This window comes from Nocardioides endophyticus (assembly GCF_039543845.1).
Lineage (GTDB): Bacteria > Actinomycetota > Actinomycetes > Propionibacteriales > Nocardioidaceae > Nocardioides > Nocardioides endophyticus.
In genome coordinates, this window is sequence record NZ_BAABKN010000030.1 from 1 (window position 1) to 22139 (window position 22139).

At 68.4% G+C, this 22139-nt stretch carries 21 protein-coding genes and 1 pseudogene; 11 read left to right on the forward strand and 11 right to left on the reverse strand.

Annotation, left to right across the window (positions count from 1 at the left end; genetic code table 11):
• Window positions 1-298 precede the first annotated feature (298 nt).
• A complete protein-coding gene (locus ABEA33_RS22215) occupies window positions 299-1414 on the reverse strand; it encodes a hypothetical protein (RefSeq protein WP_345529245.1) in 1116 nt (371 codons plus the stop codon).
• Window positions 1415-1601: 187 nt separating this feature from the next.
• Between ABEA33_RS22215 and ABEA33_RS22220 the strand changes: the two genes are divergently transcribed.
• The 3 genes from ABEA33_RS22220 (at window position 1602) to ABEA33_RS22230 (ending at window position 3670) form a co-directional block, all read left to right on the forward strand.
• Complete coding sequence (locus ABEA33_RS22220; protein ID WP_345529246.1) at window positions 1602-2081, forward strand: TIR domain-containing protein; 480 nt, start codon at window positions 1602-1604, stop codon at window positions 2079-2081.
• Window positions 2051-2938: an HIT family protein gene (locus ABEA33_RS22225; RefSeq protein WP_345529247.1), complete on the forward strand. Its 888-nt coding sequence runs from the start codon at window positions 2051-2053 to the stop codon at window positions 2936-2938. The genes ABEA33_RS22220 and ABEA33_RS22225 overlap by 31 nt, the downstream gene beginning before the upstream one ends.
• Window positions 2939-3088: 150 nt before the next feature.
• On the forward strand, window positions 3089-3670 hold the full coding sequence (locus ABEA33_RS22230) for a hypothetical protein (RefSeq protein WP_345529248.1): 582 nt from the start codon (window positions 3089-3091) through the stop codon (window positions 3668-3670).
• 303 nt (window positions 3671-3973) lie between these two features.
• Here the strand turns inward: ABEA33_RS22230 and ABEA33_RS22235 are convergent, their stop codons facing one another.
• Window positions 3974-5665 (reverse strand): ribonuclease J, encoded by a 1692-nt coding sequence (locus ABEA33_RS22235; RefSeq protein ID WP_345529249.1) that lies wholly within the window; start codon window positions 5663-5665, stop codon window positions 3974-3976.
• A gap of 229 nt (window positions 5666-5894) precedes the next feature.
• Here ABEA33_RS22235 and ABEA33_RS22240 point away from each other — a divergent pair, with 229 nt between their 5' ends.
• Both ABEA33_RS22240 and ABEA33_RS22245 read left to right on the forward strand, forming a co-directional pair.
• The gene (locus tag ABEA33_RS22240; protein WP_345529250.1) at window positions 5895-6152 is read left to right on the forward strand and encodes a hypothetical protein; all 258 of its coding nucleotides are present in this window, start codon (window positions 5895-5897) and stop codon (window positions 6150-6152) included.
• 39 nt (window positions 6153-6191) lie between these two features.
• Complete coding sequence (locus tag ABEA33_RS22245) at window positions 6192-6716, forward strand: metallophosphoesterase family protein (protein ID WP_345529251.1); 525 nt, start codon at window positions 6192-6194, stop codon at window positions 6714-6716.
• 101 nt (window positions 6717-6817) lie between these two features.
• Here the strand turns inward: ABEA33_RS22245 and ABEA33_RS22250 are convergent, their stop codons facing one another.
• From ABEA33_RS22250 to ABEA33_RS22265, 4 genes are read right to left on the reverse strand one after another with little or no spacing between them, the layout of a single operon-like run.
• A complete protein-coding gene (locus ABEA33_RS22250; RefSeq protein ID WP_345529252.1) occupies window positions 6818-7534 on the reverse strand; it encodes an ABC transporter permease in 717 nt (238 codons plus the stop codon).
• Entirely contained in the window at window positions 7531-8445 is a 915-nt protein-coding gene (locus tag ABEA33_RS22255) for an ABC transporter ATP-binding protein (protein WP_345529253.1), read from the reverse strand. The genes ABEA33_RS22250 and ABEA33_RS22255 overlap by 4 nt, the downstream gene beginning before the upstream one ends.
• On the reverse strand, window positions 8442-9377 hold the full coding sequence (locus ABEA33_RS22260) for an ABC transporter permease (RefSeq protein ID WP_345529254.1): 936 nt from the start codon (window positions 9375-9377) through the stop codon (window positions 8442-8444). Before ABEA33_RS22260 ends, ABEA33_RS22255 begins: the two co-directional genes overlap by 4 nt.
• Window positions 9361-10293 (reverse strand): ABC transporter ATP-binding protein, encoded by a 933-nt coding sequence (locus tag ABEA33_RS22265; RefSeq protein ID WP_345529255.1) that lies wholly within the window; start codon window positions 10291-10293, stop codon window positions 9361-9363. Before ABEA33_RS22265 ends, ABEA33_RS22260 begins: the two co-directional genes overlap by 17 nt.
• A 359-nt stretch (window positions 10294-10652) precedes the next feature.
• Between ABEA33_RS22265 and ABEA33_RS22270 the strand changes: the two genes are divergently transcribed.
• A complete protein-coding gene (locus tag ABEA33_RS22270) occupies window positions 10653-11888 on the forward strand; it encodes an HNH endonuclease signature motif containing protein (RefSeq protein WP_345529256.1) in 1236 nt (411 codons plus the stop codon).
• 7 nt (window positions 11889-11895) lie between these two features.
• On the opposite strand, the pseudogene ABEA33_RS27540 reads toward ABEA33_RS22270, so the two are convergent.
• From ABEA33_RS27540 to ABEA33_RS22280, 3 genes and pseudogenes are all read right to left on the reverse strand, one after another.
• Window positions 11896-12051, reverse strand: a pseudogene (locus ABEA33_RS27540) (IS30 family transposase); the annotation flags it as partial.
• A gap of 93 nt (window positions 12052-12144) precedes the next feature.
• Complete coding sequence (locus ABEA33_RS22275; protein ID WP_345529257.1) at window positions 12145-13083, reverse strand: endonuclease/exonuclease/phosphatase family protein; 939 nt, start codon at window positions 13081-13083, stop codon at window positions 12145-12147.
• A gap of 13 nt (window positions 13084-13096) precedes the next feature.
• Entirely contained in the window at window positions 13097-14659 is a 1563-nt protein-coding gene (locus tag ABEA33_RS22280) for a peroxidase family protein (RefSeq protein ID WP_345529258.1), read from the reverse strand.
• 278 nt (window positions 14660-14937) lie between these two features.
• On the opposite strand from ABEA33_RS22280, the gene ABEA33_RS22285 reads away from it, so the two are divergent.
• The 5 genes from ABEA33_RS22285 to ABEA33_RS22305 all read left to right on the forward strand — a co-directional run bounded on the left by ABEA33_RS22285 (window position 14938) and on the right by ABEA33_RS22305 (window position 20209).
• Entirely contained in the window at window positions 14938-16464 is a 1527-nt protein-coding gene (locus tag ABEA33_RS22285; RefSeq protein WP_345529259.1) for an FAD-binding oxidoreductase, read from the forward strand.
• Window positions 16465-16580: 116 nt separating this feature from the next.
• Window positions 16581-17747, forward strand: a complete 1167-nt coding sequence (gene hsaA, locus ABEA33_RS22290; RefSeq protein WP_345529260.1) for a 3-hydroxy-9,10-secoandrosta-1,3,5(10)-triene-9,17-dione monooxygenase oxygenase subunit — start codon at window positions 16581-16583, stop codon at window positions 17745-17747.
• 2 nt (window positions 17748-17749) lie between these two features.
• Window positions 17750-18643: a 4,5:9,10-diseco-3-hydroxy-5,9,17-trioxoandrosta-1(10),2-diene-4-oate hydrolase gene (gene hsaD, locus ABEA33_RS22295; protein WP_345529262.1), complete on the forward strand. Its 894-nt coding sequence runs from the start codon at window positions 17750-17752 to the stop codon at window positions 18641-18643.
• Window positions 18640-19542, forward strand: coding sequence for an iron-dependent extradiol dioxygenase HsaC (gene hsaC / locus ABEA33_RS22300; RefSeq protein WP_345529263.1), 903 nt, complete (start codon window positions 18640-18642; stop codon window positions 19540-19542). Before hsaD ends, hsaC begins: the two co-directional genes overlap by 4 nt.
• 13 nt (window positions 19543-19555) lie before the next feature.
• Window positions 19556-20209 carry a flavin reductase family protein gene (locus tag ABEA33_RS22305; protein ID WP_345529265.1) on the forward strand — a complete coding sequence of 218 codons (654 nt, stop codon included), beginning with the start codon at window positions 19556-19558 and terminating at the stop codon, window positions 20207-20209.
• A gap of 1 nt (window position 20210) precedes the next feature.
• Here ABEA33_RS22305 and ABEA33_RS22310 read toward each other — a convergent pair whose 3' ends face one another.
• Both ABEA33_RS22310 and ABEA33_RS22315 read right to left on the reverse strand, forming a co-directional pair.
• Window positions 20211-21344, reverse strand: a complete 1134-nt coding sequence (locus ABEA33_RS22310) for an NAD(P)/FAD-dependent oxidoreductase (protein WP_345529266.1) — start codon at window positions 21342-21344, stop codon at window positions 20211-20213.
• 150 nt (window positions 21345-21494) lie between these two features.
• A complete protein-coding gene (locus tag ABEA33_RS22315; protein ID WP_345529267.1) occupies window positions 21495-22139 on the reverse strand; it encodes a cupin domain-containing protein in 645 nt (214 codons plus the stop codon).

Genomic DNA, 22139 nt, shown 5'->3' on the forward strand with positions numbered 1-22139 from the left:
ATCTACAGACAACTTCTGGACGACGCCCAAGCCGCTGCTGATCGCGACACTGAGGCGGGTCCGGGAGGGCACTGCGGGGCGTCTCAAGAATCCAGCGCGGTCGACCTGCCCCCGCACATCGACACTTCGGATCAGCCACTTCCCGGACCCGCGACCACGACGCTACGCCCGACCGCGACAGCCCGGAAGACCCGAGCAAGGACTGACCTCAAAGCGACCGGTTGACAACAGAAGGGAGCCGGTATGACGCGCCTTGAATCGCGCGGGCCACGGCAGAGCGGACGTGGGCCCACCCGTCTTAAGGCCGCCACTGGCGAAGTAGTTCGGCAACGAGCGCCGTCACCGACGTCACATCCTCCGACAGGTCCGAGAGCGACTTGCCCGGAAATACTGACTCGATGATGCCGAACATGCCCACTGTCGGATCGATCGCAACTCTCGCGTCGCGGATTTCGTAGTGCATGCACCGGTTTCGAACCATCTGACCAGGACGTGACAGTAGACCCTGGGCGGGCGCGGTGGCGAGCACGTCACGAAGTGCCGTCATGCCGCCGGTAGTCACTGACGCGTACCGATCGGACACGCGAACGAGTGCCGATAGCGTGTGATATAGAGCCACGACGCGAGCGCGGAAAACGGCAAGCTCATGGCCCGGTGTGGTGCGCGAGGCGAAGGTTAGGAGAGTGTTCATCTCGCCCTCCATGGCGAGCAGAAGCACCTTGAGGCCGTCGGGGAAACTGGGGTCAAAGCGATCTGAGAGGTAGCGGTCCGAACGCTTGTCTCTTCCGTCGATCCGCGGCACCCGAGTCAGATCCAGAGTGGCGATTGGAGGCGTGGTATCGAGCGTCGCGGCGCCCAGCACAGCGAGCGTTCCGCCCCACTCCTCAGTAACGGCTTGCAGATCCTGCCCGGATATCGTCCCCTCGGCGTTCACGCTGAGGCCGAGTCGGTAGGCCGCAGGCCATGTTGCACCGAGCAGCGTCCCGCCCGCGACGTACAGGCCGAGGTCGGTTTCGAATCTTCGGACCCAACGAACCGCGTTCCCGGTGAACCGGTCGTGGTGCTCCTGTGCGATCGCGTCGAACTCGGCGATCACGGTCTCGTACGTCTTCTTGGTGTCGTCGAGAAGCTTTGAGACGTGTCGTGCTTGTGCTGTCACTGACGCGTACTTGTCGGTCAGAAGTCGAGCAAGCTCGGGAACGCCTAGATGAGGATTCGCCGAACGAAGGGCGTGAGCACCTTCGTAGGCGATGCGGACAAAGTGATGGCCGAGGAGCAACGGCACGAAGGGGCTCAGTCGAGGCACCCGCTGCCCGGAGAGAATCACGTCCATCGCCCAGTGCGCGTCCTCGGCGATCATCTGCCGCGCCGCCCAGCCACGGAGCTCAGAACCGACCGAGTCGTTGTTGGTCACGACCCGCAGGCTAGCCGCGTCCATCTGTTGAAGGCGGACCTATGGAGCCAACTCCTGCGGTGGATTGACGCGACAATTTGCGCCTCGAATCGAAAGAACCTGTGCCAACGCGACGATGGGACGAGTGGTGTCGGAGGCCATCGCTATAGTCAGAGACCATCGCCGCCGAGCACGAAGGATTGACGACATGGCCAAGACCGTTTTCTACAGCTTCCACTACACACACGACGTCCATCGTGTGCAGCTAGTGAAGAACATCAACGCCCTTGAGGGGCAGCCGATCCTCAACTCACAGGATTGGGAGAAGGTCAGCAGAGGCGGAACCGCAGCCATTCAGAAGTGGATTGACGAGCAAATGGCGTACAAGAAGGCCGTCCTCGTCCTCATCGGCAAGGAGACTGCCACCCGCCCCTGGGTGAAGTACGAGATCCAGAAGGCTTGGGCCGACAAGCGGCCGCTCCTCGGTATCCGCATCCACGGGTTGTCGTCGATGGGGACGGTCGATTCCGTTGGCGGAAACCCGTTCACCAACGCCGGCATCACCGGCGTCCCCATTTTCGACCCCACCACTCTCGACCGACAGGGCAAGATCGACAGCCAGGGTACGTACAATAACTTGTCCGACAAGATCGAGACGTGGTCGAGCCAGGGCGTCATCCGATCGTGAACCAGGCTTCCTGCGTGTTCTGCGCCATCGTCGGCGGGTCAGACTCGAACGCGAAGATCGTCTACCGGGACCAGCAGGTGACCGCGTTCCTCCCGCTCATGCCAGCTACCCGCGGGCACACGTTGGTGGTTCCGAACCGGCATGTCGCAGATCTCACCGACATCACCGAACTCGAGAGTCGACAACTAGGTGCAGCGATTCGTCGGACGGCCCGAGCCGTCCGCGCAGCGGTTTCCCCCGAGGGGATGAATATCATTCAATCCACCGGCGACGTGGCAACCCAGACAGTCCCTCACGTCCATTTCCATATTGTCCCCCGTTGGGCCGACGACCGGATGGTGCTGAGTTGGCCGACGGAAGCTGCAGAGGATGACGCTGCCCAGGCAGAGACCCTGGTCCTCGTGCGGTCGCTACTGCCCAAGTCGACAGACGACGTTTCGCCAGACGACCGGCGACAGCATCTGTCATTCATTCAGGCGATCGTTACCCGGATGTCGCAAGCGTCGTCGTCGTCGAAGACTTGGCTGCTGCCGATCATCACTCTCACCTACGGTTATGCGGTGACCAAGGAGCAGTTCTGGGTCGCCGTCCTTGGAATGCTCGCGGTCTTTGTCTTCGGCCTACTCGACGCGAACTACCTGAAGCAGGAGCGCGCTTTCCGCAAGCTCTACGACAAGGTCGCGTCCGGCGGAGACATCCCGACGTTCTCCTTGAACCCGTCGCTCGCCGGTCCCGCAGGTTCAAGAGTGAACTACTGGCCCGACTGGGAAGACATCCGCTCCTGGGCCGTTGCACCTGTCTACGCCCCACTCATCCTCGTCGGTGTTGCTATTGCTGTCTGGGCGCACTGCACCTGACTAGACGTTCGTCGACAGGTCAGTGACCGGACCCAGACCCGGTCCCTCCAATGTGTCAGATTCCAATCGTGGTCCACGCATTCACTGGAGCTAGACCGCCAGGCGGCGAGAGAGTCCACCAAGTAATGAGCCCACCGTAGAGAGGTTCCATTGGCCTACTTCACCGCGTCCGACCTCCGTCAAGCGGCGGGCGGGATCACAGCGAGTGCCGCAGAGGGACTGCTGACTAAGTCGGCCTCCACCGGCCAAGACTCGTTCGACGTCTTCCTCAGCCACAGCGTCGTTGACGCTCAACTCATCTACGGGCTGAAGCGGTGGTTGGAGAGTCTGGGTAACAGTGTCTATGTGGATTGGATCAACGATCGACAGCTCGACCGTTCGCACGTCTCCGCGGCCACTGCCGCGGTAGTCCGCGACCGAATGGGGCAGTCGAAGTCCATGATCTACGCGACATCCCGTGCGGCAAGCCGTTCCCGTTGGATGCCGTGGGAACTTGGCTACTTCGACGGTCGAATGGGGCCTTCACTCGTGTCGATCTGCCCCGTCGAAACCGGCGTGACGGGCAGCTTCGTCGGTGAGGAGTACCTCGGGCTGTACAACAGTTTTGAGAAGTTGTTCGTCAATGGCACTGCCACCCCGTACGTTACGCGTCGCCGGAGCGGTTCCCTTGAGGCCCAGACAGTCCGCTCCTTCGTCAACGGCACAGACCGCTTCACCACTGTGACTTCCTAGCCCGTTCCGACCCTACGAGAGCTACTTCAGTCGAACTCGAAGTGGGCATTCACTCTGGAGAGGTACCGTACCCCTGCATTCGTGGAGGATCCGACGAGTCGACCTGGCAGCAGGTAGCCCATTCTGGGCGAAAGGGTTGAAGGGCTACATGTGCTGGAGATGCGGCAGGACGACCGGCCGGGACCGTTCGTGCTCGACGACTGCCAGTGTGTTCTCGCAGGTCAGCCGCACGTTGCCGCCAAAGACCAACGGCAGTCGCTGAGCGTGCCGCGCTTCCACTGGTGCTACTGAGGCGACGTCGTCTCAGGCGTCGATCACGAGCGGGATGATCAGCGGGTTGCGTCGGAAGGTCCGGTGCGCCCAGCGTGCAACGTCGCGAGCGAGAAGTTGCTCGAGCTGGTGAGCGTCGCCGATGCCCTCGGCGGCGGCGCGGGCCAGGCACTTCTCGATGACGGCGACGGCGGGGTCGAAGGCACCGTCCTCGTGGACGAAGCCGCGGACCAGGAAGTCCGGGGGGTCGGCGAGCTTCCCGGTGTCCGCGTCAACGATGGCGAGCACGGTGACGACGCCTTCCTCGGCGAGGGTGCGGCGGTCTTTGAGGGTGGCCTCGGTGACGCCGCCCACGGTCTGGGCGTCGACGTAGATGTTGCCGGCCCGTACCTTGCCGGCGATCTTGGCCTTGCCGTCGATGAGGTCGACGACGACGCCGTCCTCGGCGAGGACGACCCGATCCTCGGCCATGCCCGTGCTGATCGCGAGGTCGGCGTTGGCCCGGAGGTGGCGGTACTCGCCGTGGACCGGCATGACGTTCTTGGGCTGCACGATGTTGTAGCAGTAGACGAGCTCGCCGGCGCTGGCATGGCCTGAGACGTGCACCTTGGCGTTGCCCTTGTGGACGACCTTGGCGCCCCACCGGGTGAGCCCGTTGATGACGTTGGAGATCGCGTTCTCGTTCCCCGGGATGACCGAGCTGGCCATCAGGATGGTGTCGCCCTCGCTGATCCGGATCTTGTGGTCGCGGCTGGCCATGCGCGACAGCGCGGCCAGAGGCTCGCCCTGGGACCCGGTGCAGATCAGGGTGGCCTTGTTGGCCGGCATCTTCTCGAGCTGGTCGAGGGGGACGATCAGGTTGGGCGGCACCTTGAGGTAGCCGAGGTCCTGCGCGACGCCCATGTTGCGCACCATCGAGCGTCCGACGAAGGCGACCTTGCGGCCGTGGGCATGCGCCGTGTCGAGCACCTGCTGGATCCGGTGCACGTGGCTGGCGAAGCTGGACACGATCACGCGTCGCGGTGCGGTGCGGAAGACCTGCTCGATCGCGGGGGCGAGCTCACGCTCGGAGGTCGTGAAGCCCGGCACCTCGGCGTTGGTGGAGTCGGTGAGGAAGAGGTCGACGCCCTCCTCGCCCAGCCGGGCGAAGCCGCGCAGGTCGGTGATCCGCTTGTCGAGCGGGAACTGGTCCATCTTGAAGTCGCCGGTGTGCAGGACGGTGCCGGCGCCGGTGCGGATCGCCACGGCGAGCCCGTCGGGGATCGAGTGGTTGACGGCCAGGAACTCCAGGTCGAAGGGGCCGTACGACGCCTTGTCGCGGTCGCCCTCCTTCACCTGACGGGTCACCGGACGGATCCGGTGCTCCTTGAGCTTCTCGACGATCAGGGCCAAGGTCAGCTTGGACGCGATCAGCGGGATGTCCGCACGCTCGCGCAGGAGGTACGGCACGCCGCCGATGTGGTCCTCGTGCCCGTGGGTGAGCACGATGCCGACCACGGAGTCGATGCGATCTCGGATGTAGCTGAAGTCGGGCAGGATGACGTCCACGCCGGGCTGGTGCTCCTCGGGGAAGAGCACCCCGCAGTCGACGACGAGCAGCTTCTTGTTGTACTCGAAGACGGTCATGTTGCGGCCGATCTCCCCGAGACCGCCGAGCGGGACGACCCGGAGACCGCGCGGGGGCAGCTTGGGCGGGACCTTGAGTTCAGGGTGGGGATGGCTCACGGGGGTCCGTTCTCGGTGATGGTGGGGGCTCGGACCGGGCGGCGCCGGGCGCAGGCGTGGGTCTGGGCCATGATCGGTCGACGTCGTGTCGATGAGTCCGCATGATTGTGCCGGACTCCCGTCGTGGGTCGCTCATCGGCGGGGTCGCGGGGAAGCGCACACCTGCCTGCCAGCGCCACCCTTGTTGCGCCGCTCGGCTCATGCTCGTGGCAGTCGTAGACCGCTGCTGGTGAGGTACGCCGACGCGAGGGCATCGACCACGATCGGACAGGAGAGCTGGGGGCGACGCGCTCCACGAACGACGTGCTCGCAGTCGGGTCGAGGATCCGGGACCGACGAGAACCACATCCGCCGCTTCGGCGCGATCGACGACCACGATCAGGACTCCGATCCGCCGACCCCGTTCGGGGAGGAGCAGGCCGTGCCGGGTGCGGACTCGGACGAGCCCGGTGCGGACCCGGACCCGGAGCCCGTGGACCTCGAGTGACGCGTTGTTCCGGCACCTGGTTGCGGGTTCGCTGAGCCGATGACGACGCACGTAGTGCTGATTGCGGACACCCACGTCCCGAAGCGCGCACGAGACCTGCCGAGCCCGGTCTGGACGGCGATGGAGCAGGCCGACGTCGTCATCCACGCGGGCGATTGGGTCGACGAACGCCTCCTTGACGAGTGTGAGCGCAGGACGCGCAGCCTTGTCGGTGTGTGGGGCAACAAGGACCATGGTGCCCTTCGCGAGCGGCTCACGGAGGTTGCGCGCGTCGATATCGAGGGCATCCGGTTTGGTGTCGTGCACGAGACCGGGCCAGCGAAGGGTCGGGAGGAACGGTGCGGCGCCCGCTTCGACGATTTGGATGTGCTCGTCCTCGGGCACAGTCACATCCCGTGGGACACGACGAGCGAGACAGGATTGCGGCAGCTGAACCCGGGCTCGCCCACCGACCGGCGCCGCCAACCGCACCGCACCTACATGACTCTCACCGTCGACGCCGGCCACCTGACCGACGTCACCCTCCGCACCGTGCGTTCGCCGTGGAGACCCGAGCGCTCGTGAGGTCGACACGGTGAGCGACCGGCGCGGCCCGGTGGCGATGCCGGTCGAACCTCGGAGGCTGCCTGAGTGGTCGGCGGCGGTGGGTCGACTCCGCGGCGCCGCTACTCGTCGCCGGTCAGGTTGAATGCCCGCAGCCGGCGGCCCGTGAGCCAGGTGCCGCCGCCGATGACGACCGCGGCGGCGATCACGGCGTACGTCAGCGGCAGGTTGTCGACGAGCGTGAGGTCGGCGACCCGGTCGACCATCTCGCCGGACCAGCGGGTGATGCTCAGCCAGCGCACGCCGTCGAGCAGTCCGCCGAGCAATCCCTCCCAGACCAGCAGGTAGACCAGCCCGAGCACGACGGCGTGCCGGGTCAGCACCGAGAGCAGTGCGAAGAGCGCGCAGTACGCCGTACCGCCGACCAACGAGGCGACGGCGAAGCCGACCGCGAACGAGGGCTCGTCGGCCCGCAGGATCAGTCCAGCGACCAGCATCGGTATGGCGCCGAACACAAGCACGCAGGCCACGGACACAACCAACTTGCTGGACACGATCGTGTGTCGTGAGATCGGCTTGGCGAGTAGGTAGGAGATGGAGCCGTCGTCGATCTCGGGGGCCAGCAGCCCGGACGTCGCGAGCAGCGCCACCAGCGGCACGATCACGATGAGCCCGAGCCGGTAGAGAACGTGCTCCGAGCCGGTGGCGTCCTGGCCGACCAGCACCCGCACCAGGACAGAGAGCGCCAGCAGCACGAGCGGCAGTACGAACAGCAACACCCCGCGCCGGCGGCCGAAGACGCTGCGGACGCCCAGTCGGACGATGGTGCGTGAGATCACGACGACACCAGGTAGGAGAAGACACTCTCCAGCGACTCGTCGGCCGGCGTCACCTCATGCAGGCGTACGCCGTGCTCGCGCGCCAGCCGAGGAAGTACCTCGCTGAAGCGGCCGAAGTCGGCGGCCTCCAGCTCGATGCCACCCTCCGACCGCAGCCGCGCGCCGCGCACGGACGCATCTGCCATCAGCGCCGACGCCATCAGTCGGTCGTCGGAGGTGCGAAGGACGAACCGGTTCGGTCGGTCGGTCATCAGCCGCCGGATGGCTCCGAAGTCCCCGGACGCCGCGTGCCGCCCAGCGACCACGACCTCGATCTGGCGCGCGACCTGCTCCACCTCCTCGAGGATGTGCGAGCTGAAGAGCACGGTGCGCCCGTCGGCGCCCATGGTGCGGATCAGCTCCATCAGGTGGATCCGCTGTCGCGGGTCCATGCCGTTGAACGGTTCGTCCAGCAGCAGCACAGCCGGGTCGTGCACCAGCGCCGAGGCCATCTTGATCCGCTGCCGCATCCCCTTGGAGTACGTCGAGATCTCCCGGTCCTGGGCGTCGGTCAGTTCGATCAGGGCGATCGCCCGCTGGGCGGCGGCGCCGGGGTCGGCCAGGCCGTGCAGCTCGGCGTTCGCGACCACGAACTGGCGTCCGGTCAGGTAGTCGAAGAGCGCCTCGCGCTCGGGCACCAACCCGAGCTTGCGGTAGACGGCCTCGTTGCGCCACAGCGGGTCGCCGTCCAAGGTCACCGTGCCGGCCGAGGGCGCCAGGAACCCAGACATCAGCGCGATCAGCGTGGACTTCCCGGCACCGTTCGGGCCGAGCAGGCCGGTGACGCCGGGGCCGATTGTCATCGTCACGTCATTGACCGCGACGACGTTGCGGAACCACCGCGAGACGCGGTCGATCTCGATCGTGCTCATGGTTCGACTCGCCGGTACCGGACCAACAGGCCGCCGATCGCACCGAGCACGGTCACGACGACCACGCCGACATACAGCACGCCCATCGCGGTGCCGGTCGGCGGCGTGATGGTCGCCTCGGGGGAGTCGAAGAGGAAGACCTGCACCCCGTTGACCAGCGTGTAGGGCGAGAAGAGCCCAGCCACCTCGCCCACCCGGAGGTTGCCGCTGTCATAGGCGATGCCCTGGATGGTTGCGACGACCGTGTAGCTGACGACCAGCACCACGATCACCGCCGCGACCGCCAGCCCACGGCGGACGGTCAGCGCGGCGACCAGAGCCGCCAGCCCGGACAGGCATGCGGCGAGCAGCACGGCCCCGACGGCGGCGCCGAGGAAGCGCCCGGTCTCGCGGCCCACCGGGAGGTCGGCGAGCAGCCCGCCGAGGTACATCAGTAGCAGGGGCGCGCCGATCAGCACGAACGTCGCGGTGGTCAGCGATGCCAGCCGCACCAGCACATAGACCGAGCGCCGCATCGGTCGGGCGAGGTAGAGCGTGATGCTGCGGAACCGCAGGTCTCGCGAGATCAGCGCCGGCGCCTGTGCGGCCACGAAGACCGAGACCAGCAGCTGCGTGGTGATCGGATACGTCGAGTAGGCGACGATCTGCTCGTCGAGGCCGAGCAGCTTCCGGGCCTGCACCAGCACACCGACGAGGATCAGCGCCGGCAGCAGCATCATGGCGAGCAGGCCCATCGGCAGCACCTTCGAGCGCGCCGATCTGCCCAGCCCGTAGGTGTTGCGCAGTCCGGTCTTGAAGAATCCCCACGCGACGGGCCCTTCGCCGAGCCGCGGCCCGCCGTACGGGCGGTAGCCGAGGTCGTGGATGACCCCGGTCGGGCCGTGCGCACTCTCGGACAGGGCGGTCCCAGCGTGGTCAGACGGGCTGGACACTGCCGGCACCTCCGTCCCGGAAGACGTCCTCGATGCGGTGGTGGCGCTCCTGCATCCGCACCAGGCCGAGGCCGAGGTCGACGACCACGTCGCGTACGACGTCTGGCGTGGTGTCGTCGCGGACCTCGACCTCGACCATCGTGCCGCCCGCGGGCCGGGCCACCAGGCCTGCGTCGACCAGCGCCTGCCCGAGCAGCCGGTCGGCGTCGGGCCGGCCCAGCACTTCGACGATCAGGCTGCCGGTCGCATGCAGGAACTCGGTGGTCGCGGAGGAGCGGAGCAGCCGTCCGGCGTCGAGCACAACGACGTGGTCGCTCACCCGCTCCAACTCGCCGAGGAGGTGGGAGGTGACGAGGACGGCAATCCCGAACTCGCTGCCGATCCGTCGGACCAGCGCCAGCATGTCGTCGCGCGCGGACGGGTCGAGGCCGTTGGTCGGCTCGTCGAGCAGCACCAGCCGCGGGTCGTGCACGAGCGCCTGGGCGAGCTTCACCCGCTGCTTCATGCCGGTGGAGTAGCCGCCGATCGGGCGGTATCGCTCCTCGGCCAGACCGACGTGGCGCAGCACGTCCGAGGTGCGCTCGCGTGCGGCGGCGTACGGGAGCCCGGACATCTGGCCCAGGTGGACGACCAGGTCACTGGCGGAGACATCGGCGGGCAGGCAGTCGTGCTCGGGCATGTAACCGACGAGCCCGCGGATCCGGCCGCCGTCGGTGGCGACGTCGTAACCGAGCACGCTCGCGCTCCCACTGGTCGCCGGCACCAGGCCCAGCAGGATCTTGATGAGCGTCGACTTGCCCGCCCCGTTGGCGCCCACCAGGCCGGTGACGCCCTCACCGACGGTCAGCTCAAGGTCGTCAAGTGCGGTGACACCGGGGTACGCCTTGGTCAGACCCGCGGTCTCGATGACGCCCACGCCCCCAACCTATCCGGGCGACGATCCGGCCGCGGCGTCCTCGCCCGAAGACGATCAAGCGTCGACGGGCACCACCGGGCGTCGGTTGAGTGCCTTGACGCGTCCGTGGCGTGGCCCCTCACCGTCGCCGCGCGGCCGGATCTCGTCGTCGATCACGACCCAGGGGCGACAGAGGACCGAGTCCGCCTCGAACTCCTGGTTTGATCTTGACTTTATGGTCGAGCATGTGTTCGAATAGAAGCCGATGTAGTAGTCCTTCGGTCACGACCGTTGCTCGTCTTGCGACGCGCTGACATCGACGTTCAGTGAAGTCCCGTGTGGTTCCAGTCCCCGGGCGCCTTTCGATCCCAGGTGCGCCCGTGTCTGCAGAGACGTCCTCCGACCTCCACCCCGTGCTGGCTGCGGTGGCCGTCGTCGACGACGCGCTGCGCGACGTCGTCGACATCGACCCGATGTACATGTCGGTCCAGGACAAGGGGAGTGCGCTGCTGGCGCTGAGCTCGCTGATCGACCGCGCCGACGAGCTTCGGATGCGCGTGCTTGCTGCTGCTGACGACCTTGCGGCGGAGGAGGGCGCCCGGGACGCTGCGGCGTGGTTGGCTCATCATGCGCGGCTCGACCGGGGTGAGTGTCGGCGCAGGCTGCGGCTCGCGCGCTCCCTGCAGGAGCGCGAGACCACGGCGGCCGCACTGCGTCGAGGCGAGATCAACGTCGCCCAGGCGGAGGTCGTCCTACGCGCCATCGACGACCTGCCGGACGAGATCGACGACGCGGTTCGGCCTGCAGCCGAGGAGCGCCTGGTCGAGGAGGCGGGCCGATTCGGCCCGCGGGCCTTGCGGGTGCTGGGTCGGCGAGTGGTCGACGTGGTCGCACCCGAGGTGGCGGAGGACCTGGAACGCCGACTCCTCGAGAAGGAGGAGGCGCGGGCGGCACGCCGTACGTTCCTCACCACCCGCCGCAACGGCGACGGGACGACGGACATCCGCATCCGCGTCTCCGACCTCGTGTGCAACCGGCTGCTCACCTATCTCGAGGCGTTCACGTCTCCGCGGCGCGAATCCGGTGTCCCGGCCGACGAGCGAGAGCCGCACGGGCAGCGCCTCGGCGCCGCCTTCGCCTCCTTCCTCGAAGCCGTCGACCCGGCCCGCCTGCCACTGCACGGCGGTGATGCCACGACCCTGTTGGTCTCCGTCGATCTCGAGGTACTGAGAAGTGGTCTCGGCGTCGCCCATGTCGGCGATGAACCGCTGTCGGCCGCCGAGGCCCGCCGACTCGCGTGTACGGCGAACATCATTCCGGTGGTGCTCGGCGGCGCGAGCCAGGTGCTCGACGCCGGTCGGACGCGCCGATTGTTCTCACCGGTTCAGCGCAAGGCGCTCGCCGCGACCCAGCCGACCTGCCGTGGGGTGGGGTGTGACATCCCAGCCGCGTGGTGCGAGGCACATCATGCGGCCGAGACCTGGGCGAAGGGAGGCCTCACCAACCTCGCCGACGGTGTCCTGCTTTGCTCCTTCCACCACCGTCGAGTCCACGACGTCCACTACGAGCACGAGCGGATGTCCGACGGCCGAGTCAGATTTCATCGGCGAAACTAGACCAGGCTCAACCGGTGGTGGCAAGGCCAGGTTCCTTCAGCGACCTCAGATGCTCATCGAGTGCCTCGGCTGGGGTCTTCCATCCGAGGGTCTTTCGTGGCCTGGCGTTGAGAGCTGCAGCGACGGCTTCGACGTCCTCCGCAGCCCACCTGCGGTACGACGTCGTACGCACCGCCGGAGCAACGCCCTGCGGAAGGTCTCCATCCGGTGGGTTCTTCCCCGACGGACGAGGGCGGCAAGCAAGCGTCGGGTCGGACTACGCGGGTAGGTCGACGTAGACGGGCCGGTGGTCGGATCCGGGCCTGTCCCGCCGGGCGTCCGGCTGGTCATCGATGGAGGGGGCTGGCGCTGGGCCGGCGCCGGCCGTGACGCCGTGGACGAGCGGCTCCGAGACGAGGATGTGGTCGATGAGCTCCCGTCGGCCGCGGTAGTTGCGCGAGTACCTGTCAGCTTCTGGGATGTGCGGAGCGACGTTCCAGAGGCGTTGCTGGTCACCCGCGTCGGGACGGTCGAAGCCGATCGTCCCGATCTCCGACCCCGGCGGGCCGAGCAGGATCTGCGTGGTGGCCGCCTGCGTGTCGTCGTTGAGGTCGCCGGCGACGACGACTGCGGCCGTGTTCGTCGTGCTCTGAGCGAGGAGCCGAGTGACGAAAGCGCGGATCCCAGCCGCTTCCGCGGCGCGCCGGTGGAGCGCATAGACGGCGTACCTGGCCCGCTCGGCCTCGTCGCTGGTCGAGAACCGTCCGCCCGGAAACGTGAGCAGCTTCGACTTCAGGTGCGCCGAGACGACGTGGACCTTCTTGCCGCCGAACGTCGCCGTGGCCTTCAGAGCCGGCCGACCGAGCCCGGCGATCACCCGTCCGTCGTCGTCGACCTGGACGGTTCCGAGCCCGGTGGGGAAGTCGCTGACCTGCTCGACCTCGCGGAGCAGGCGACGCGAGAGCAACGCGACGCGGATGCCACGGCCGTCCGGGTCCGCGGTCTCGCGGTACCAGGTCCCCGGCAGGGCAGCCGCGAGGTCGTCGAGGGCGGGCGGCGACCCGACTTCCTGGACAGCCAGTACGTCGGGGGCGATCGCGGCGATCGTCGAGGCGAGTGCGGCGATCTTCGCTTCGTACGTCGCACGGCTCGCCGGCGCCGCCGCGGACGCGTTCGGAGCGAACAGGTTCTCCAGGTTCCACGTGGCGACACGCATGGGTCGCTGCCCGCTAGCGGCCGGGAAGGTCGGTGACCTCCAGCCCGTGGCCGGAGGCCTTGATCAGGTCCGGCATCGTGAAGGTGTCGGTAGCCGACTCGACGAACGGCGTCCACGTCGGGTCGTTGCGCAGGTACGACGAGGGGTCCTTCGTGAGCAGCCCGAGGAAGACCTCGGCCACGATGCGGCCGCCGACCGGTCCGAGGTGGTGTCCCTGAGCGAGCACCCGCGCCTCGCGGAGGATGTAGTACCAGAGGGGTGCCGGCCCGCCGCCCGGGAGCTCGAGCTCGGCGTCGGTGAGCGGGGTCAGACCCATGGCAGCTGCGACGTCTTGCCCGGACGGTAGCGCGAGCCGCGCGCCGCGGGTGAGGTTGCGGTCGATGAGCGATGGCCGGCTGCCGCCGATCTCGACCGGGAGGTTCGCCAGGGGATTGGCCAGCTTGGTGTCGATGAGTCGGGTGAGCTGGAGCTCGCCGTCGCCGGCTCCGTCGACCTCGAAGAACCGGCGCCACTCGATCGTCCAGAACCGCGGCAGGATGCGGAACCCGCCGAACTGCTGCAGCGCCAGCGCGGGATCGGTGGTGGCCCCGGGCAGGAAGGTCGCCAGGTTCTGCACCCCGCTGTTCAGGGTGTACCGGCCGCGGACCTGGGAGTGGCCGAAGCGGTAGGCCGCGACCGCGAACTCGACCGGCATGTACGGCGCTGCGGATCGCGGTTGGTAGAACTCGAGATTCGCCTTCGGGACCACACCGGTCTCGTCGAAGACCGAGTCGAGCATCTCCTGGCCGACGGTGCGGCGTAGGAAGTCGTGCACGACGACCCACTGGTAGTGCCACCGGACGACCCGCTGGGCGGTCTCGAAGACGCTCTCGCTTCCCCGTCGGATGCCCGGTTCCGCGCGTACCCGTTCGACCATCTTGTTGTGGAACTTCAGCATCGTCAGCTGCAGCTGGCTGACGAAGGTGTTCTCGTCGTTGCGAGGGTCGCCGATCAGGGCGGTGTCCTGGGTGTTGCGCGGTAGGTCGTCCTCGTTGTCGTGCTGGCCGATGAGCAGCATGTCCTCGAAGCCGGGCCGCTTGTCGTACAGGTAGGCGTCGTCGGTCGGCCCGCGCCCGTAGATGGAGTCGAGGTCGAAGCGCGGCGACCTGAAGTTCGTCAGTGCGTCGGGGTCGTTCTGCCGGGTCAGGCTGGAGACCGGGTCGAACGTCAGATCGTGGTCGATGAACTGGCCGAGATAGGTGTAGCCCGCGGGAATCGTGGGGTTGTTCAGGGCCTGGTCGCCGCCGGACGCGTTCTCGGTCATCGCCTGGGCGATGGCGTCGATCCGCTCCTTGGTCGGCACGTAGGGCGGGAGCCGGAACATCCGCCCGAACCTGCCCTCGAACAGCTGCGAGACCGGCAGGTACGCCAGGCCACGCTGCTCGTAGCCGTGACCGCGTGCCGGGCGGTGTGGTGATCCGAAGCCGCGCGCGGACGCGGCCTGGTTGACCAGCTCCTCGGTGGGCCGGCCGTTGCTGTCCTGGAGGCCATCGGACTTGGTGGTGGTGCTCGTGGATTCCGTGGTGGTGGGGCACATGCGCGCTCTCCCGAGAACTGGTGTGGCGTGGTTGCAGTACGACCCGTCCGAGCTGAGGGCCCGCCGGGACCTGGGCGCCCGCACGGGCGCATCATCTGGTCCCCCCAAATGGACACCGCCGCCATCGAGGGCCGCAGCGTCAAGATGCACCTCATGGTTCTCCCGTCATCGGCCGGGGGCAATAGGCAGATCGGACCATTCGCGGGGTCGGACCAGGAGTGTGGACGTCACGTCGAGACGCCGTATCGGAGACACGGTGTCCCCGTAGCGTGCTGTCTGTGACTACCTGGACACGGCGCGGGGTGCTGGGAGCCGGTGCGCTGGGAGCGCTCGCGGCCTGCTCGACCGGCGGTCAGGAGCCGACGCCGCCCACGCCGGCGGCGCCGCCGTCAGGGACGTCGTCGGGCAAGGTCGACTGGGGCCGGCTGCGACGGTCGGTGCGCGGAGAGCTCGCGCGGCCCGGAGGTGCGACGTACGACCAGGTCCGCCTGCTCGAGAACCCGCGGTACGACGGGGAGCGGCCACTGGCGGTGCTGTCGGTGGCGGACGCCGAGGACGTGGCGACTGGCATCAGGTTCGCCCAGGACCACGACCTGCCGGTCGCGATCCGGTCGGGTGGGCACAGCTACCCGGGGTGGTCCGGGGGCGGGTCTCCGCGAGCGCTCGTGCTGGATTGCCGTCCGCTGTCCGGCGTCACGCTCGACGGCGCCACGGCCACCATCGGCGCTGGCACAGCACTCGCGAGCGTCTACGACACGCTCGGTAGTGGCGGCCGGGCCATCGCGGGCGGCTCCTGTGCGACCGTCGCGGTCGGGGGACTGACCCTCGGCGGCGGCGTCGGCGTCCTCACCCGGGCGATGGGCCTCAGCTGCGACGCTGTGACGTCGATGCAGGTGGTCACCGCCGACGGGAAGGTGCGCACCGCCGGCGCGGACGAGGAGCCCGATCTCTATTGGGCGCTGCGGGGCGGAGGCGGTGGGCACCTGGGCGTCGTCACGTCCTTCGACTTCACGACCTCGGCCGCCCCGACGCTCGACACGGTCTACCTGCAGTGGCCGATCTCGGCGGCACCCGACGTGCTCGCTGCCTGGCAGGACTGGGCTCCCGACGCCGACCCGAGGCTCTGGTCGACCCTCAAGGCCCTCGGCGGGCAACAGCACGCGGGCGGGCCGATCCTGCTGCTCTCCGGCACCTGGACCGGGCCGGGCGACGCGTTCGACCGCCAGCTCTCAGGCCTGCTCGACCACGTCCCCTCCCCGAGCACCCGCTCCACCCAGACCCGCAGCTACCTCGAGGCGATGCTGTCGTACGCCGGTTGCGGATCCATCCCGATCGACAGGTGCAACACCGGCCCGGGTGGCTCGCTGGACCGGGAGTCCTTCGGCGCGACCTCGCACGTCGCGTACGACGCCCTCAGCTCGGCGGGCATCGGCGACCTGCTCGACCAGGTGCAGGGGGCGCAGTCCTCCGGTCTGAAGGAGGCCGGCATCTCGATCGACGCGCTGGGCGGCAAGGTCCGTGACCTCGCGCCCGACGCGACCGCGTTCGTCCACCGCCGAGCCCTGGCGACGGTGCAGTACACGGCGACGTTCCCGTCGGGCACGGCTGACGCCGCCGACGCCTACGCGCACGGCTTCCGGGCCGCGATGCTCCCGCACTGGGGCAACCACGCCTACGTCAACTACGCCGACCCGACGATCGACGACGCCCAGGCGGCCTACTTCGGAGCCAACGCCGACCGGCTGGCGCAGGCGCGGACGACGTACGACCCCGACGGCTTCTTCACCCAGCCCCAGGACTTCTGAGCCGGACAGTCCTTCTGGGCGCACAACAACGTTCACGACGTACGGCGGGTTCCGCCTCGACCAAAACAAGAACGTGTTCTAGTATTCCTCCTGTCCCACCATGACAGGAGAAGTCCATGTCCCAGGCTGTTCTCGACGGCGTCCGTGACCTGCTGCCCACGATCCGGGAGCGGGCCGACGAGGCCGAGCGACTTCGCGTCGTCCCCGAGGCGTCGATCAAGGAGCTGGAGGAGGTCGGCTTCTTCCGGCTGCTGCAGCCCAAGCGCTTCGGCGGCCACGAGGCCGACCCGATCGACTTCTACACCGCGGTCCGCGACATCGCCGGCGCGTGCGGCTCGACGGGCTGGGTCTCCAGCGTGGTCGGCGTGCACCCCTGGCAGGTCGCGCTCTTCTCCGACGAGGCGCAGCAGGCGGTGTGGGGCAACGACTCGACGACGCGGCTGAGCTCGTCGTACGCCCCGACCGGCAAGGCGAAGCTGACCGACGGCGGCTACATCCTGTCCGGCAAGTGGAGCTTCTCGTCCGGCTGCGACCACTGCAGCTGGGTGCTGCTCGGCGGGCTGGTCTTCAACGACGAGGGCAACGTCGTCGACTTCAAGACGTTCATGGTGCCGCGGGAGAACTACACGATCAACGACGTGTGGCACATGGTCGGCCTCTCCGGCACGGGCTCCAACGACATCGTGGTCGAGGACGTCTTCGTGCCCGATGCGTTCACTCTGTCGATGGGCGACACCGGCCGCTGCTTCGGCCCGGGTCAGGAGCAGAACACCTCCGACCTCTACAAGCTGCCGTTCCACTCGATCTTCACCGGCACCATCACCACGCCGATCATCGGCATGGCGATGGGCGCGTACGCCGAGCACGTCGACATGCAGCAGAAGCGCGTGCGCGCGGCGTACCTCGGTGAGAAGGCGTCGCTCGACCCGTTCGCCGCGGTGCGGATCGCCCGTGCGTCGTCCGACATCGATGCAGCCTGGGCGCTGCTGGTCAACAACATCCGCGACGAGCAGGCCCACGTCGCCAAGGGCGAGAAGATCCCGCTCGGCCTGCGCCTGAAGGTGCGGCGCGACCAGGTGCTCGGCACCCAGCGCGCCATCGACGCCATCGACTCGCTCTTCGAGGCCTCCGGTGGCCGGGCGCTCGCCCAGGGCACCTATCTGCAGCGGGCCTGGCGCGACGCCCACGCGGGCCGGGTCCACGCGGCCAACGACCCCGAACGGGCCCTGCAGATGTACGGAGCCCACGAGTTCGGGCACAAGGTCGACCCGGGGATGTACTGACCGTGACCTTCACCAAGGAGTCCGTCCAGCACTCCGCCAAAGCCGGAGACCTCACCCTCAACTACTACGAGGCCGGTGAGAGCAAGGACGGTGCGCTGCCGCTGGTGATGCTGCACGGCGGCGGCCCCGGCGCATCAGCCTGGTCGAACTTCGGCCGCGCGCTGCCGCACTTCGCGGCGTCGTACCGCACGCTGCTCGTCGATCAGCCGGGCTTCGGCGGCTCCGACAAGCCGCCGGTGGTGGGCAACTACTACCGGTTCTCCGCCGACTACGTCGTCAAGCTCCTCGACGAGCTCGGCCTCGAGCGCATCCACCTGCTGGGCAACAGCCTGGGCGGCGGTACGGCGATGCGCCTGGCGCTCACCTACCCCGACCGCGTCGGCCGGCTGATCCTGATGGGCCCGGGCGGCCTGTCGCTCAACCTCTTCCACGCCGACCCGACCGAGGGGGTGCAGCGGCTGATGGACTTCGGCGCCGAGCCGACGCCGGAGAAGCTGCGCGCCTTCATCTCGACGATGGTCGTCAACCAGAAGCTGGTCACCGACGAGCTCGTCGCGGAACGGTTCGCCGACGCGACCGCGCCCGGTGCGCAGGACGCGATGCGGTCGATGGGGATGTCCTTCTGGAACCCCGAGACCGCCGAGGACGGAATGCTCTGGCGCGAGGCCCACAAGCTGCGCAAGCACACCCTGCTGACCTGGGGCCGCGAGGACCGGGTGAACCCGCTCGACGGCGCGTTCGCCGCGCTCAAGCTGATCCCGAAGGCGCAGCTGCATGTCTTCCCGAACTGTGGGCACTGGGCACAGATCGAGGCCGCCGAGGAGTTCGCCGAGATCTCGACCGCCTTCCTGAACCGTCACGTGGAGAGACCACCGAGAGAGGGAGCTGCGTCATGACGATCGACATCAAGTCCATGGGCTACGTCCGCGTCGCCAGCACGGACCTCGAGCAGTGGAAGACCTTCGCCGGCAAGGTGCTCGGCCTGGCCGAGGGCCGTGGACCGAACCCCGACAACCAGTACTGGCGGATCGACGAGGTCTCCGCGCGGCTGGTCGTCTACCCGGCCGACGTCGACCAGCTCGGTTGTGTGGGTTGGGAGCTCGCCGACCACCGCGCCCTGCAGGAGGCCCGGGAGCACCTGCAGAAGGCCGGGGTCGACTTCGAGGAGGGCACCACGGAGGAGCTCGCGGAGCGCCGCGTGCAGGAGCTGGTCCGCTTCTCCGACCCGTTCGACAACGTCTTCGAGCTGTTCCACGGCATCACCTACGAGTCACGCCCGATCGTCACGCCGTACGCCGCGAAGTTCGTGACCGGCGACCAGGGGATGGGCCACATCGTGCTGCCGGTCCTCGATGACGTCGAGGCGCTGCGCTTCTACGCCGACGTCCTCGGCTTCCGGCTCCGCGACTCGATGAGCATGCCGGGAGAGTTCGTCGGCAAGGAGCCCGGTACCAAGGTGTGGCTGCGGTTCCTCGGCGTCAACCCGCGGCACCACTCGCTGGCGTTCCTGCCGATGCCCAACGCGTCCAAGTGCGTCCACATCATGCTGGAGGTCGACGAGCTCGACCACGTCGGTCGTGCGCTCGAGCGGGTGCGCAAGCACAAGGCTCCGCTGTCAGCCACACTCGGTCGGCACATGAACGACGAGATGATCTCCTTCTACGTGAGGTCGCCCGGTGGCTTCGACATCGAGTTCGGCACCGAGGGTCTGACCGTCGACGACAGCAGGTGGGTCGCTCGGGAGTCCACGGCCGTGTCCTACTGGGGACACCACTTCGGTGCCGGAGCGCAGTGAGAGACTGTCGCTCATGACCTCGGAACCCAGCGGCGACATCCCCGAGGGGATGAGCCCGGACGCCCGGGACACCTGGCCGAGCCCCGAGCTGATCATCTCCTGGCTGGGCGACCAGGAGATCGACTTCGAGTTCCGGCCCGGTGAGGACCTCCCCGTCCACGACGACCCCGAGGCGGTGTACGCCGCGCGCCGCTTCCGCGACGTGCTCGGCCGCTTCGGCTCCGGCGTCACCGTCGTCACTGCGGTGAGCAACGACGAGCCCGTGGGCCTGACCTGCCAGTCCTTCTCCAGCGTCTCGCTCGACCCGCCACTCGTGCTCTTCGTCCCCGCCAAGACGTCGCGCGCGTGGCCGCTGATCCAGCGCTCCGGCCGCTTCTGTGTCAACCTGCTCGCCGCCGACCAGGCCGACCTGTCCAACACGATGGCGAGCCGTGGCACGGACAAGTTCGCCGAGGTGAAGTGGACCCCGGCGCCTCAGACCGGCTCGCCCATGCTCGAGGGCGCCATCGCTCACATCGACTGCTCCATCCACGCCGTGCACGAGGCCGGCGATCACTACGTGGTGATCGGCCGGGTCCTCGACCTGGTCACCGATGACGACGGTGACGACGACATCGCGCCGCTGCTGTTCTACCGCGGGAAGTACCGCACCACCGACGCCCGCTGAGCTACGGCGTCCAGTCCCGCCCGAACCACCGCCGGATCCGCTCGGCCCCGAAGGTCTCCTTGTCGCGGGCGAGCTCGATGGACGGGCCCTGGAGAGTCCCCACCGGTGCCTGACCGCTGAGGAACGTCACGTCGACCTTGGCTACCTGGTCGGCGCCGAACTCGAGGTAGCAGACGCCGCGGCCGTCGTACGTCGTGGCGCTGGCCTCGCCGCGGGCGCGCGCGACCAGCTGCGCGGCGACGACGACGGCCTGGCCCTCGGCGAAGACACCCGCCTTGGGCGTGCCGACGCTGGTGACGTCACCGACGGCGTACACGTCCTCGAACCGGGTCTGCAGGGTCAGCGGGTCGACCGGGATCCAACCCTCGCCGGCCAGCCCGGACTCGACGACGACATCGGGAGCGCGATGGGTCGGGACCGCCAGGAGTAGGTCGAAGGGGAGCTCGGAGTCGTCACCGAGCATCGCGCGGCCGGGCTCGACCGAGCGCACCAGCTGGCCCGGGTGCCAAGCGATCCCGCGCCGCTCGAACTCGATGAGCAGGGCCGCGGACGCCTCCGGCGACGGCGGGATCGGCACCCCGAGCGGCATCACCAACGACACCGTGGAGCGGTCCAGCAGTCCGCGCTCGCGCAGGTGGTCGTGGACCAGCAGGGCGGTCTCGCTGGGCGCGGGTGGGCACTTGAACGGCGTCGAGGTCACGGCGACGACGACGTCGCCGCCCGGGAAGGTGTCGATCACGTCGCGGAGACCGAAGGCGCCCGCGACGGTGTAGAACTCGTGGCCGTGCTCGACCAGCCCGGGGGTGGCGCCGGGGTGCAGGTCGGCGCCGAGAGCGACCACGAGGACGTCGCAGTCCAGGGGACCGGCGTCGGTGTCGACGCGCTTGGACTCGGGGTCGATGGCGCGGACGGTGGCGGCGATGAACCGGACGCCGGCCGGCGCGAGGTCGGCGTACCGATGCAGGACGTGGTCGGCGCTCGAGCGGCCGAACATCACGTCGAGCTTGGAGAAGCCGAAGACGAAGCCCTCGGACCTGTCGACCAGGGTGACCTCGACGGCATCACCGGCTTGGTTCGCGAGGGTGGCCGCCAGCTCGAGCCCGCCGAAGCCGGCGCCCAGGATCAGGATGCGCATGGCCGCAACCTAGGGCATCTTCGTCGCGGCGGGCCGGTCTGGATCGGAGAGGACTCAGATCTGGGTACGACGCGGGTTCGCGACTGCGCCCGGGAAGGCGCGGGCGTCGGCGGCGGGCACGCCTCACCCACAGCTCGACAACACGATCGGCTAGGACGGGTGACTGGGTGGCGGGCCGTCGACGTTGACGGTCGGCATGCCGCCACCGGCCCGCGCGATCACCGCCAGCGACGGCTCGCCGGTCGGGTTGGACTCGCGGTGCACGGTCCATGCCGGCACGTGCACGAAGTCACCGGCCTCGGCGTCGAGATAGCCCTCGTGGCCCTCGAACTCGAGGCGCAGCACGCCGCGGACGACGTACAGGCTCGACTCGTTGCGGTCGTGGTGGTGCCACCCGGAGACCGCGCCCGGTGCGGTCTCGACCTGGCCGGCCCAGAGCAGCGGCAGCTCGAACGCGCGCTGCCGGTCCATCCCTGGCGTCGGGTCGGCTGCGTCGAGCTCGCCGGACCGGAAGACCCGGATGGGGGTGGGCCCGCCGTCGAACTCGATCGTGAGCGTGCTCTCGAACCCTGCCGACATCTCGCCCGGCCACACCGTGAGCGCACGGAAGTCGTGGCCGTCCTGGGATCCCTCCTCGACGAGCATCACCACCCTGTCGCCGGGGACGATGCGTTTGTAGCCAGGCATCTCGATGGCGGAGTAGTGCGCCCAGCAGCCACCGGGGGTGTCCGGGGAGTCGATGACACCCCAGCCCTCGTCCTCGTGCCACTCGCGGACCGTGCCTGTCGTGCGCAT